The 12,315-nt window shown below is 69.9% G+C and carries 11 protein-coding genes, 4 tRNA genes and 1 pseudogene; 6 read left to right on the plus strand and 10 right to left on the minus strand.

Going from position 1 to position 12,315, the window contains the following annotated elements; all coding sequences use genetic code 11:
* Positions 1-303 precede the first annotated feature (303 nt).
* Positions 304-774, minus strand: coding sequence for a nitroreductase family deazaflavin-dependent oxidoreductase (locus tag ACFWNN_RS39400; RefSeq protein WP_382445074.1), 471 nt, complete (start codon positions 772-774; stop codon positions 304-306).
* 7 nt (positions 775-781) lie between these two features.
* Here ACFWNN_RS39400 and ACFWNN_RS39405 point away from each other — a divergent pair.
* The 5 genes and pseudogenes from ACFWNN_RS39405 to ACFWNN_RS39425 form a co-directional block, all read left to right on the plus strand.
* A pseudogene (locus ACFWNN_RS39405) lies at positions 782-1,309 on the plus strand (lycopene cyclase family protein); the annotation flags it as partial.
* A gap of 507 nt (positions 1,310-1,816) precedes the next feature.
* On the plus strand, positions 1,817-2,224 hold the full coding sequence (locus ACFWNN_RS39410; RefSeq protein WP_382445150.1) for a lycopene cyclase family protein: 408 nt from the start codon (positions 1,817-1,819) through the stop codon (positions 2,222-2,224).
* Between the two features lie 87 nt (positions 2,225-2,311).
* Entirely contained in the window at positions 2,312-4,024 is a 1,713-nt protein-coding gene (locus ACFWNN_RS39415) for an EAL domain-containing protein (protein ID WP_382445075.1), read from the plus strand.
* A gap of 154 nt (positions 4,025-4,178) precedes the next feature.
* Complete coding sequence (locus ACFWNN_RS39420; protein ID WP_382445076.1) at positions 4,179-5,243, plus strand: glutamate--cysteine ligase; 1,065 nt, start codon at positions 4,179-4,181, stop codon at positions 5,241-5,243.
* 74 nt (positions 5,244-5,317) lie between these two features.
* The gene (locus ACFWNN_RS39425; RefSeq protein WP_382445077.1) at positions 5,318-6,124 is read left to right on the plus strand and encodes an SAM-dependent methyltransferase; all 807 of its coding nucleotides are present in this window, start codon (positions 5,318-5,320) and stop codon (positions 6,122-6,124) included.
* On the opposite strand, the gene ACFWNN_RS39430 is transcribed toward ACFWNN_RS39425, so the two are convergent.
* From ACFWNN_RS39430 to ACFWNN_RS39440, 3 genes are read right to left on the minus strand one after another with little or no spacing between them, the layout of a single operon-like run.
* Complete coding sequence (locus tag ACFWNN_RS39430) at positions 6,121-6,951, minus strand: UbiA prenyltransferase family protein (RefSeq protein ID WP_382445078.1); 831 nt, start codon at positions 6,949-6,951, stop codon at positions 6,121-6,123. The two genes, ACFWNN_RS39425 and ACFWNN_RS39430, sit on opposite strands and share 4 nt — an antisense overlap.
* Entirely contained in the window at positions 6,939-8,021 is a 1,083-nt protein-coding gene (locus ACFWNN_RS39435) for a cytochrome P450 (RefSeq protein WP_382445079.1), read from the minus strand. Before ACFWNN_RS39435 ends, ACFWNN_RS39430 begins: the two co-directional genes overlap by 13 nt.
* Positions 8,018-9,292: a prenyltransferase/squalene oxidase repeat-containing protein gene (locus ACFWNN_RS39440; protein WP_382445080.1), complete on the minus strand. Its 1,275-nt coding sequence runs from the start codon at positions 9,290-9,292 to the stop codon at positions 8,018-8,020. Before ACFWNN_RS39440 ends, ACFWNN_RS39435 begins: the two co-directional genes overlap by 4 nt.
* A gap of 133 nt (positions 9,293-9,425) precedes the next feature.
* On the opposite strand from ACFWNN_RS39440, the gene ACFWNN_RS39445 reads away from it, so the two are divergent.
* A complete protein-coding gene (locus tag ACFWNN_RS39445; protein WP_382445081.1) occupies positions 9,426-9,836 on the plus strand; it encodes a CBS domain-containing protein in 411 nt (136 codons plus the stop codon).
* Positions 9,837-9,849: 13 nt separating this feature from the next.
* On the opposite strand, the gene ACFWNN_RS39450 is transcribed toward ACFWNN_RS39445, so the two are convergent.
* The 6 genes from ACFWNN_RS39450 to ACFWNN_RS39475 form a co-directional block, all read right to left on the minus strand.
* Positions 9,850-10,674 carry a DUF72 domain-containing protein gene (locus ACFWNN_RS39450; RefSeq protein ID WP_382445151.1) on the minus strand — a complete coding sequence of 275 codons (825 nt, stop codon included), beginning with the start codon at positions 10,672-10,674 and terminating at the stop codon, positions 9,850-9,852.
* An 82-nt stretch (positions 10,675-10,756) separates the two neighbouring features.
* Positions 10,757-10,834, minus strand: a tRNA-Ile gene (locus ACFWNN_RS39455).
* A 105-nt stretch (positions 10,835-10,939) separates the two neighbouring features.
* Positions 10,940-11,012: transfer RNA gene (locus ACFWNN_RS39460), tRNA-Leu, on the minus strand.
* A gap of 1 nt (position 11,013) precedes the next feature.
* Positions 11,014-11,087 (minus strand) — tRNA-Leu (locus ACFWNN_RS39465).
* 12 nt (positions 11,088-11,099) lie between these two features.
* A tRNA-Gly gene (locus tag ACFWNN_RS39470) sits at positions 11,100-11,172 on the minus strand.
* A 346-nt stretch (positions 11,173-11,518) separates the two neighbouring features.
* Entirely contained in the window at positions 11,519-12,265 is a 747-nt protein-coding gene (locus ACFWNN_RS39475) for a hypothetical protein (protein ID WP_382445082.1), read from the minus strand.
* Positions 12,266-12,315: the final 50 nt, after the last annotated feature.

Here is a 12,315-nt window from a genome sequence, read left to right on the forward strand (position 1 = left end):
CTCTCAAAGGAACTACCTCGACGAGGAGGTAATTCATATATTACTGGCTGTGTTTCGGCACGCTGTTGAGTTCTCAAAGAACACGCGCTCACCGGATCCAATCTCCGTTTCCGGAGAGTTTCACTCGGGGCTGGTGTTTCTGAAGCTTATTTGGTGTTGCTCGCCGGTGTCAAATCGGCCTCTCAGAGGCTCTTTGTCTTCCGGTTTTTTGTCAGGCCCGTTCCGGCTTGTTTTCCGGCCCGTGTCGCTCTGACTTGGAGAACATTACACGGGCCAGTTTCGATCTCCAAATCGGGGGGTACCTCAAGCGTCCGAACCGCCACTGACCTGCGCGTTCGTCACCGCGAAGACAGGATGGCGGTCAGCCTCCGCTTCGAACGCCGAGACGGCATCTCCGACCTTCGCGTCGAAGAAAGGCCTAGTCACAGGCTCCTTGCGAACGTAGGCGGCCAACACGGGCGCCGCGACGGACGCGGAAACCTCGCGCAAATCGACTTGACGTGACCTACGTCCCCTTCGCAGCACGGCCTCGCCGGCGGCCCGTGCGTTGTGCACCCAGTCCCGAACTCCGTACGGCGCGACAAGCCACTCAGCGCCGTCGTGCTCCATAAGACGAATGGGGATCGTGCGCGCAGCACCAGTGCGACGGCCACGAATGGTCAGCAGCACGTAGTAGGAGGGTGCGATGCCGAGAGCTACGGCGCGACTGATGACGACGTTGCCGATGCGACGCACAAGGTGCTGACGGTAAGTCTTGGCCACACGGTCAATCATGGACCTCATGACGTACGACGTGGTGGTGATTGGCGGAGGTCCCGCGGGACGCGCACTCGCGCGCGCCGCAGCAGAGCTGGGCCTCCACACAGCGATCGTCGACCGCCACCCCCGCCGTCCCTGGACGGCCACCTACGGCGCGTGGGCAGACGAGCTCCCGTTCGGCACTCCGATCAAAACCACCAGCACGACCGTGAAGGCCTACGCGCGCGAGGAACACCGCATCCAACGCACGTACGTGGTCCTGGACAACGCCAAGCTGCACGAACTGCCAGAAGCAGTAGACGTACTCCAACGGCCGGCGGCGGCGCGCTACACGTTCAACGCCACGGGCGCGCGCCACGGCCGTGCGGAGCAAACGGCCGTGGGGACGTTCATCAGCAGCACAAGCACCGAGACCACGCTCATGGACTGGCGGGGCGATGGCGACACGTTCCTCTACACGGTGCCGGTGGGCGATGGCCGGGTCCTGGTGGAGGAGACGTGCCTGGCGAGGAGGCCGGGGATGCCGCTCGGCGAGCTCCGGGAGCGGCTTCGGGCCCGCGGGTGGGCAGGCGGGGAGGAGATGCGGGCCGGGGGTGGCAGGCCGGAGGGTCACGCCTGGGACGAGGGGGAGCCACGCGGACGGGGTGCCGTGGTGGGCGGGGAGGAACCGCGCGACCGAGGTGAGGCGGGAGACGCGGGTGCCTGGGGTGGAGCGGGTGGAGGGCCGCGCGGTGGGGGCGCGGTGGGAATGAGTGAGGAGCGGGTCCGAGGCCGGGAGGGGGCGGCTGCAGGTGGGGCGGGTGCTGGAGGCACGGCTACGGGAGGGGCGGACGGCCGAGGTGCGGCGGGTGCGGGAGAGGCAGGCGGGAGTGGTGCGGAGACCGGCGGCGGTGCGGCGAGGGTGGGAGCTGCGGGTGGCCGGGGTGTGGTGGGGGCGAGAGACCCAGGTGGCCGGGATAGGAGCGGGGGCGCAGGTGGCGAGGGGGCAGGTGGCGAGGGGGCAGCGGGGCTGAGAGACCCAGGCGGCTCGGGCGGGAGTGGCCTTCACGGTGGCGCGGTGGGCGGGGAGGAGCGGGTTCGGTTTCCGTTGGACTCCCCCAGGGTCGGCGGGCTCGCGTTCGGGGCCGCTGCCGGCTTCATCCACCCCGCGACCGGATACAGCGTTGCCACCGCGCTGCAGTTGGCGCCGCGTGTGGCGGAGGCGGTCAGGCAGGGCCGGGATCCTCGGGCCGTCATCTGGCCGGTGAAGGCGCGGGTCGTGCACGCCCTGCGGCGGAAGGGGCTGGAGGCGCTGTTGAGGCTCGACCGCGAGGAGACGAAGGACTTCTTCGAGTTGTTCTTCCAGCTTGATCCCGAGTTGCAGGTGGCCTATCTGTCCGGGCGGGAGGACGTGCGGGGAACGGCCAGGGCGATGGCTGCCCTGTTCGGGGCCGCGTCTGGCCGCCTCAGGTGGAAACTCGTCTGACAAACCCCCTGCGTGAACAGCGAATCACCGTGCGCAGTGCCGCGGTGGCAGAAGAGAGCCAACCTCGTGAACAGCTGGTGAACCGGCTTGGGCAGGCCTGCGATCACGGGCACGATCGAGGGCGTGCCCGCATTGCTGGATGACGTCAGGTTCGCCTTCCAGCCGCTGTTCAACCTCAACACCGGGGGCGTTGTCGCGATCGAGGCGTTGGCCCGGCCGCACGACGGCAGCGTGCAGGATCTGCTCCAGGCCGCGTTCCGGGCCGGGTTGCTCGCGAACGCCGACGTCGGACTCGCCTGTCGTGCCGTCAGGTCGGCTGCCGACTTCGACCTGATGCTGCCGTTGCACGTGAACCTGCTCGCGATCACGGTCGCGGACAAGCCCGAGGTGCTGAGCCCCCTCTACGGCGCGCTCCGGGACGCGAACCGCTCCCCCGACAGCGTGGTCATCGAGATCGGGGAGCCGTACTCGCGCGCCAACCGGGCGCGGCTGGCGCGGGGGATGCAGACGTTGCGGAACAACGGTTTTCGCATCGCGCTCGACTGCGTGGGCGAGGGCGACGTGCCGCTTGGTCTGCTCACGAGCGCGAATCCCGACTACATCAAGCTCGACCGGGAGATCGTCCGGACGTTGCCCGACGACGCCGCGCGGGGTGCGCTGGTGAAGTCGTTGGTGCACCTGGGCGAGTACACGGGCGGCCAGGTGGTGGCGGAGGGTGTGGAGACCGAGGCCGAGCTCACCTACCTGCGCAAGCTGGGGGTGGGGTTCGCGCAGGGGAAGTTCCTGGCGCCGCCGCAGCGAAGACCGGCGGTGAACGCCCGCATCGCGCCTGAGGCGGTGACGGAGACCGGGGAGATCCGGCGGGCCAGCACGGGGCCGCGGATCACGGCGTTCCTGCATCCCGCGACGGTGTTGCCCGAGCACGCGACGAGCGATGAGGTACGTGAGGTGTTCGCCACGCAGCCTTCGATCACGGGTGTGGTGCTCCTCGACGACGAGGGCCGGCCGAAGTGGTCCGTGGACCGCAACCGGTTCCTTCTGGCCGTGACCGGTCCGTACGGACATGCGTTGCACGCCAAGCGTGAGGCCGCACGGCTTGCTGACAAGCCGCACGTCATCGGCACCGAGTCGTCGGCGCTCGAGCTTCTGGACGTGGTGGCCGGTGCGAACCGTGAGCGCACCAACGACGACCTCATCGTCGTGGACCACAACGAGCGGTGCATGGGTGTTGTGCGCGTGGCGGACGTGGTGCGCGGTGTGGCCGAGCTGAAGGTGGAGCAGGCGGCGGCGCTGAGTCCGCTCACGAGGCTGCCCGGCAGCGACGCCATCGCGAAGGAGGTCGACCGGCGGATCGAGGCCGGCGAGATCTTCGCGATCTCGTGGCTGGACGTCGACGGCTTCAAGCTGGTGAACGACACGGTCGGGTTCGCGGCGGGCGACGACCTCATCCGCGAGATCGGGCACGACCTGGCGGACCTCGCGCACGCGTTCCCCGGTGTGTCGGTCGGGCACGTCGGTGGCGACGACTTCCTCCTGCTGGCGGGCCTGGACGAGACGGTGCCGCTGAGTGCCCGTCTGCTCGACAAGCCGTACACGGCAGAGGGACGACATGTCACCCTCTCTCTTGCGACCCTTATCTGTGCCCCGGGATCAGTGGGCTCGTATCGCGAGGTTTCGCGATTGCTGGCGCCAGTGAAGGAGCACGCGAAGTCGCTCGGTGGGTCCAGCTGGGTCATGGGCCGGCCGGGGAGCGAACGACGTGACGTGCTGCGTGGTGTTCCGCAACGCGCGGTGAGCTAGGAAGTACAACCGAACGCCTCCTGCGCGGCGCGCTGATCACTCATAGCATCGAGCGTGCTACTCAATGCACAGGAGGTTCGGCGTGCAGGTCGGCGGCAGAACTCAATCGGTACCCGCGCAGCGCAGAAGCACGGACGGCCTCCTCACCGTTGGCGTGGAAGAAGAATTCGTTCTGGTCGAGGCCGCCACGGGGCATTTGGCCAACCGCGCCAAGGAAGTTCTCGCCGGCGCGGACCGGTACGAGGTGGATCTGCAGCAGGAAATCGCGCAATACCAGGTGGAATCGGCCAGTGGCGTCTGCACGGACATGACCGTGTTGCGCGAACAGCTCGCCACGGCGCGGAGAGCGCTCATCGAACGGGCCGGGCGGCACGACGCGAGGCTCGCCGCGACCGGGACTCCGGTGCTGGGCCTCACGATGCCGACACCGCTCACGAACTCCCCGCGCTACCACAAGATGGCGCAGGAGATGGGAGCGCTCACCAACGACCTCGCGATCTGCGGCTGTCACGTGCACGTGGGGCTGCCGGACGACGAGTCGAAGATCTTCGTGAGCAACCACCTGCGGCCGTGGCTGCCGACGTTGCTCGCGCTGGGGGCGAACTCGCCGTACTGGCTCGACGGCGACACCGGCTACGCGAGCTGGCGGTACGTGGTCTGGAACCGTTGGCCCACTTCGGGTGCGCCGCCGCACTTCGAGTCCGCGGCCGAGTACTACGCGGCACGGGAGGAGATCGTCGCGAGCGGCGCGGCGATCGACGCCGGGATGCTCTACTGGGACGTCCGGCTCTCGGCCCGGCACCCCACGCTGGAGCTGCGGGTCTCCGACGTCGCGCCGACGGTCGAGGAGGCCGTGCTGATGGCCGCGCTGGTGCGCGGGATCGCCGCCACGGCGCTGGGTTCCGGTGCGCCTCCGCCGAAACTGCCGCCGCACCTGCTGAAGGTCGCGATGTGGCGGGCCGCGCGGGACGGCCTGGAGGGTTTCGGCATCGACCCGGTGACGGGCTCGCCGACGCCCGCGTCGTCGATCGCCGCGTCGTTGCTGCGGTGGATCCGGCCGGCGCTGGAGTTCGCGGGCGACTACGAGCTGGTGTCGACGGGGATCGACCGGTTGCTGCTGGACGGCACGGGCGCGGTGCGGCAACGGCGGGCGTTCGCGCGGCGGGGCAGGCTGGACGACGTCGTGGGTTTCCTGGTGGCGCAGACCTCGCCGGTCTGACCTCGATCACTCGATCGGGTACATGTCGGGCCGGCTTGGTGCGCCTCCAAGGTCCGATCCAGTACTCAGTCACCGTGGCCACCCCCATCTGGGCACCCGGAGTGAACGGCCCGGAGCTCCCCAACACCGCGCGGGTCAGGGATTACTGGCTCGGCGGCACCCGCAACACCGAGGCCGACCACCGGCTCGCGGACGCGCTGGTGTCCGCGGCGCCGCACCTGCCGTACCTGTGCCGCACGCACAGGTCGTACCTCGGCCGGGTGGTCCGGCGGCTGACCGCGCTCGGCGTGCGGCAGTTCCTCGACCTCGGTTCCGGCCTGCCCACCGCGGGCAACGTGCACCTCGCCGCGCCCGACGCGCGCGTGGTGTACGTGGAGATCGACCCCGCGGTGGCGGCCGAGGGCCGTGCGCTCGTCCAGGACGACCCGCGCGTCGCCTACCTCTGCGCGGATCTGTGCGAACCGGAGGAAGTGCTGCGCTCGCAGGAGGTTCAGGACACGCTGGACCTCAGCGAACCGGTCGCGGTGCTCGTCCTGGACGTCCTCCACTTCGTCTCCGACGACGCCGAGCCGCACAAGGTGCTGGCGCGGTACGTGGACGCGCTCGCCCCCGGCAGCTACCTCGGGCTCTCGCACACGTGCCGCGACCCGTTCATGCTCGCCGCCGTCGGCCTGTTCGGCGCCATGTACGGGGATCAGCCGCTGCCCGAGTTCACGTTCCGGTACCCGGAGCAGGTCGCGCAGTTCTTCGACGGCTTGGAGCTCCTCCACCCCGGCGTGGTGCCGATCCCGTTGTGGGAACCGGATCCCGGCGAGGCACAGGACCGCAACCCGGAGAACTTCCACGGCTGTGGCGGCCTCGCGCGCAAGCCCTGGTCCTAGGCCAGCAACGGGATCGCGGCGAGCACGATCGTCGACGTGACGGCGAGCGACATGCCGTACCGCAGTTGCTGCCGTGCCGACGGCAGATCGCGCGCCAGCAGGAACAACGAGCACGCGACGACCCCGACGGCCGCCCAGAACACCCCGAACCGGAACCACAACCCGCCGCCGACCAGCAGCAGCCCGCCGAACGTCAGCTGCGTGGTCGCGTTCAAGGCGTGCCGGGTCCCGTACAGGACGACCGGTGTGCGCGACCCGGCACGGGCGTCCCCCACCCGATCCGGCACGGCCCACCACAACGCACGGCCCGTCGCCAGGCACGCGACCCCGGAGAACACCAGCCACACCGCGGGTTCCGCCCGTCCCCCGGCCGCCGAGTACGCCGTGATGCTCGGCAGCAGCCCGGCCGCGGTCGCGAGCGCCACGGGACCGGCGTACCCGCGCCGCTTCAGCCGCACCGGCTCGAGGTTGTAGGCCAGGTACAGCACCAGGATCAGCGCGACCCCGGCGGCGACCTGCCACGAGACGGCGACCGCCAGCGCGAGCGCGAAGATCATCTCGAAGATCGCCAGCGCCAGGACCTTGGACGCGCCGATCTCCCGCACGGCCTGGGCCAGATGCCGTTTCTCGTCGGTGTGGACGTCGTTGCGGAGATCGGCGTACGCGTTCAGCGGGTTGCCGGAGATGATCGCGACGAAGTTGGCGAGCACCGCGATCACCACCGCGAGGTCGAATCTCGTCGCGTAGCAGGCACCCCAGGCGGCGGCGCACGCGTAGTGCGCGCCGAACGGGTGCTCCAGGCGGTGGAGGTGGATCAACGCCGGCAAGTGGTCACCATCGCGAGGCTCGGCGGCGGCGCCATCGCGGCGCCTCGCAGCTGGGGTGTGCCAGCCGGGTGGACGAGCTCGACGTGCTTGTGCCGCAACAGAGCCGTGACGATCAGCCGGATCTCCAGCAACGCCAGGTCGCGACCGGGGCAGTGCCGCACTCCCCCGCCGAACGGGAAGAACGCGCCGGCGGGCGGTGGCGCGCGGAACGGGTCGAACACGTGCGGGTTCTCGTACGTCGCGGCCCGCCGGTGCGCGAGGTAGATGCTCGGCGTGAGCACCATGCCGTCGGCGCTCATCCGGTTGCCGGCGAGGGTCGCGGGCGGGGACAGCCGGAGCGACTCGGTGATCGCGGCGCCGACCAGGTCCGGCCGGTCGGCGAGACCCGCCTCGTGCATCCAGTACACCGTCCACGCCGTGGCGCTCGCCGTCGTCTCGTGCCCGGCGAACAGCAACGACACCACCTGGTCGCGCAGGTCCTCGCGTGGCAGGCAGGCCGCGAGCGCCGGGAACTCCGCGGATTGGACGCGCTCCAACAACATCGCGTCGAGCCGCGGATCGCTTCGGGTCGCCCCCGGCGTCAGCCAGCGGTGCGCGAGCGTGCGGACGCGACTGCCCAGGCGCCGGTCCAGCCAGCGGCTGAACGCCGTGAGCAGTTCGTCGTCGTCCACGCCGAAGACGACCCGGCCGATGATCCGCAGGGTCAGCCTCCTGGTCCACGCCGGCAGACTCGTCGGCCCGGCGGGCAGCTCGGCGACCGCCCGGCCGGCCATCTCCTCGATCAGCGCCCGGTACCGCTCGCCGCGCAGCATCGGCACGAGCGCACGCCGGTACGCGGTGTGCTCTGCGCCGTCGAGCCAGAGCACGGACCGGTTGCCCAGCAACGGACTCAGCGTGCGGCTCGGCGGATGCCGCAGCACGCGGTCGTTGCGGAACAAGGCCGTCATGACGTCCGGGTGCCAGACCAGCCAGCGCCGGTCCCGCAGCCGGACCAGGCCGTCCTCGAAGCCCTCCACCGAGTCGAGGAACGGGATCAGCCGCCACGCGAACCTCAGCTCCGTGCGGTTCATCGGCACACCGCGCACGCGAGGTGCAGCGCCGCCACGCCCTCGGCCTGCACGATTCTCGTTGGGGTGTAAAGGTCTTTGTCGTGCCACAGCGGCGGGTGCGGGCGATCCCAGGCGTGCATGAACCTCGCGCCCCGCGCCATCGCGGCCGACACGTCCCGGGGCGAGTGCGCCAGAACCCTGATGGCGTAGGCGGTCTCCTCGTACGTGCCCTCCCACCGGCCCCACGAACCGTCGGAGCGTTGGGTCGCGAGCACCCAGTCGACGGCCTTTTCGTTGCCGCCCAAGGCGTTCGTGACGCACGCGGTGGCGTAGTAGGGCGAGGCGTGCCACTTGTCGCGCCAGCTGCCGTCCGGTTCCTGCATGTCCCGCAACCACTCCTCCAGCGCGCGGTCGTGGCGCAAAGCCTGCAACGCGTGGGCGTTCGTGCTGGTCGACGGCGTGCGCTCGCCCGGGAAGCAGGCGAAGTGGCGGGCCTCGCGGTAGTGGCCGAGGGTGCTGACCGGGCCGGGGCTGTCGCACAGCGCGAGGGCGTGCAACGCGGTCGCGGTGTCGTCGGCGTCGGCGGGCAGTCCTGGTCCCCCGGCCGCGCCGGCCGCCGAGAACGCGGACCGGATCAGGCCCGCCCCGGCGTCGGGCACGTCCAGGCCCGCGGACCTCAGCGCGACGACGATCCAGGACCGTTCGAACAACGGCACCGGCACCCCGGCGGGCACAGGTCCGCCGTGAGCTTCTTGGACCGCCTCCAAGTAACGCAGGCTGTCCCCCGGCCGAGGCCCCCGCAGCCAGACGGCGGTCGCGGCGGGGCTCGCGGCCACCACACCGCCGACCGGCACGACCTCGGGCCGTGGGCCGAAGATCTCCAGGGTGTGCCAGAGCTTGTCCGGCAACGGCCTCTGGCGCAGCGCGTGCAACGGACGGGGGTCGAGCGGCGTGCGCAACCCGAGCCGTTCGGCCAGCGCGGGCACGATGAGTTCGACCGCGACCGTGTCCGGCAGCGTCACCGGACGGCTGAGCAACCGGCGCAGTGCCGCGAGACCACGCCGCGCCGCCGGGTGCCGGCCGAGGGCGTCGACCGCGCTCAACGTCGGGACCAGCGCGTACTCGCCGGGACCGCCCCACGTGCCGTCCGCGTGCTGGGTCGCCAGGAGGTACCGGACGCGAGCCTCGTGCCCCGTCAACCACGGCGCCAGCGCGACCAGCCTGCCCGTCTCGTACACGGACGGTGAGATACCGCTCCAGGGATCGTCGGTCAGTTGCGCTAACAGCCCCATCGCGGCCCCCGGAGACAGCAACTGCGTAACCCTAGGACCACAGAGAGTAGCACTCGTTAGGCCGTTCAGATCAGTACTCAGCAGGGTGGTCCAGGCGGGCGGATGCTGGGGTGAAAGCCGGAAGGAGGAGGTCGTGACGACAGCGCGCGACATCATGCATCCCGGAGTGCGGTGCGTGGACGAGGACGCGACCCTCGTCGAGGCCGCCCGGATGATGCGGGACCTCGACGTCGGCTCCCTGCCGATCTGCGGCAGGGACGACCGGTTGCAGGGGATCATCACCGACCGCGACATCGTGATCAGGGCCGTCGCGGCCGGGCTCGACCTGACCACGACGAAGGCGAGCGAGTTCGGCGGGCACGTCCACTGGGTCGACGCCTCCGACTCGGTGGCGCAGGTGCTGCGGACCATGGAGGACAACCAGATCCGCCGCGTGCCGGTGATCGAGGACCACCGGCTCGTCGGCATGGTGTCCGAGGCGGACCTCGCCCGGCACCTGCCGGAGGACCAGCTGGCGTCGTTCGTCGAACGCGTCTACGCCTGACGCGCCAAGTCGATCAGAACAAGGTCGCGGGCTCGACCGGCTCCGGCTCGGGCAGCGGGTCGAGTTCGGGCACCAACGCCCGCACGTCGTCGTGGAAGCGGCGGGCCAGTGCGGGGGCGTCGTCGTTGTTCGGCGTGTGCAGGAAGAACGTCGGCGAGCGGCCCTCGCGCAGCCAGTCCGCGATGATCTCGGTCCACGGCTGCCAGCCCGCGATCGTCTCCTCGTCCGCGTCCCGGCCCAGGTAGCGGACGACCGGCCGGTCGGTCAGCGCGCGCGTCCGGCGGGGCGTCCTCGGCTTCTTGGCCCACGCCTCCGCTTCGCCCTCGCTGGTCGGTGGGCTCTGGAACAACACCTGGGTGTCGAACGGGATCCACTCGGCGTCCGCGTCCGCGAGTGCCCCTTCGAGCCCCGACTCCGCGCGCTCGTTGGTGAAGAAGTCGAGGTGGCGCACCTCCACCGCGCGCCGGAGTCCGACGGGCAGCCTGCGCAGGAACCGGCTGAGGGCGTCGATGTCGAGCGGGCCGAACGACGCGGGCAGCTGGGTCCACAGCACGGCGCGCTCGCCGAGGGGTTCGATCGCGTCCAGGAAGGCCCGCATCTCGGTCTCGACACCGGCGAAACGGCGTTCGTGCGTGACGACCTTCGGCAGCTTGACCACGAACCGGAAGTCGGGGTCGGTCTGCTGGACCCACGTCTCGACGGTGGCGCGGGTGGGGGTCGCGTAGAAGGTGGTGTTGCCCTCGACCGCGTTGCACCAGGCCGCGTACGCGCGCAGGCGTTCCTTGGCGGGCAACGGTTGCGGCAGGAACCGTCCGGGCCACGCCTTGTGGTTCCACATCGCGCAGCCGACGTGCAGACGTGCCACTCCACCCACTCCCATCGGTCGTGGGTCTCAACTTACTGGTTCGCGTGCGAACGGATGGTCGTCCCGCCAGGAGTTGAACCTGGGACCTACCGCGTATCAGGCGGACGCTCTCACCGGGCTGAGCTACGGGACGGAGTGGAAGACGAGGGTGTCGAACCCTCCAGGGCGATCTTGCAAGGATCACCTGCGCGCCGGCGCGTCCCCCGTCGTTGTTCTGTTGTGGGATTCAGTTGTGCAGTGCCGCGGGCAGGATTCGAACCTGCACTGGACGCGTTCTGAGCGCGTTGCCTCTTCCGTTGGGCTACCGGGGCGTGCGGATCCGGGGAGTCGAACCCCGACTGTCATGGCCCTCAACCATGTGCCTCTACCAGTTGGGCTAGAACCGCGTTGTTCGTGCGAGCGGTCGGAGGGCATCGAACCCTCTGCTTCGGTTTGGAAGACCGACGTGTCCGCCGAGTTCACCACGACCGCATTGTTTTCTTGCCGCACCGATGGAAGGAGTCGAACCCTCGGGAAACGGGTTTGGAATCCGTTCCGCTTCCAAAGCTCACCGGCATGTGACGCAGGTCAAAAAGAAAACCGCCCAGGTTTCCCGTGGGCGGCTCCGAGGTCATGACCTGGGGATCAGGTCATGGCGTGGAGCCCCACGCCAGCGCCAGCAGACCGCCGGCGATTACGGCGAGAATTCGCCATCCCGCGAGCTGTGCCTTGGCGAGCATGTCTTCCTCCGGTTGATCTCTGTCGTTCGTGATGACACCAAGCTATGCGACGGCCGAGGGCCGTGCAACGCATTTAATTCTCTCCCAGGAACTGGGAATCAGCCTTCTAGGGGTTTGCGTAGTTCCGCGGCACGCGCGGCGCCGAACCGGGCGGCGAACAGGTCGGTGAGCACCTGGTCGGCGGTCGTTCCCCGCTGGGTCGCCAGCTTCTCCAGGCCGGCGGTCGTCCACTCGGTCAGGACCGCGAGGTCGACCTTCCAGTCCTCGCCTTCGCGCACGAACCTGACCGTGAGCGGCGGGGACGGCGCGGGCGCGTCCGGGTTGCCCGGCGCCATCTCCCCGGTGCTGACGTCGGCGCCGAGGATCAGCCTCGTCAGGTCGGGCAACGACTCGTCCACGGTGGTGGTGCCGTCGGCGTACCCGACCCTGGTCGACGTGTTCATGGAGACGAGGCCCTGCTGGACGGCCGTGACGAGCACCTCGCGGCCTGTCCGGGTGCGCAGGACTGCGGGGTCGACGGCCGCGCGCAGGCCGTAGACGACGGAGCGTTCGCCGATCGGGAGTGCCGCGAGCTGGGACTCGGTGCTCTTCAGCGCGTGCACGCGGTAGCTCTCCCAGGTGGCGACCGCCTTGCTCGCCACCGCGGCCAGGGCGGCGTCGCCGTTCTTCTCGCTCAGGGCGTTCGTGAACTGGAAGAAGACGTCGTGGATCGCGTACGTCTGGTCCGGCTTCGGCGACGTGGTCGTCGGAGCAGGCGCCTGGGTCGTCGAGGACGACGGCACGGCCGGAGGCGTCGTGGAGCACGCGGCCAGGGTCACGACCAGCAGCGGAACCAGTCTCTTCACAGCCGGAGCGTAAAACGAACGGCGCGCACTCCGTGGTGGAATGCGCGCCG

Origin of the sequence: Lentzea sp. NPDC058450, assembly GCF_042721395.1 — a bacterium.
In the GTDB taxonomy this organism is placed as follows: Bacteria; Actinomycetota; Actinomycetes; order Mycobacteriales; family Pseudonocardiaceae; genus Lentzea.

Excerpts from the sequence above, each read along its gene's own strand:
- ACFWNN_RS39435 (WP_382445079.1), bottom strand. The coding sequence starts at position 8,021 with ATGAACCGCACGGAGCTGAGGTTCGCGTGGCGGCTGATCCCGTTCCTC.
- ACFWNN_RS39400 (WP_382445074.1), bottom strand. The coding sequence starts at position 774 with ATGATTGACCGTGTGGCCAAGACTTACCGTCAGCACCTTGTGCGTCGC.
- ACFWNN_RS39450 (WP_382445151.1), bottom strand. The coding sequence starts at position 10,674 with ATGTGGAACCACAAGGCGTGGCCCGGACGGTTCCTGCCGCAACCGTTG.
- ACFWNN_RS39440 (WP_382445080.1), bottom strand. The coding sequence starts at position 9,292 with ATGGGGCTGTTAGCGCAACTGACCGACGATCCCTGGAGCGGTATCTCA.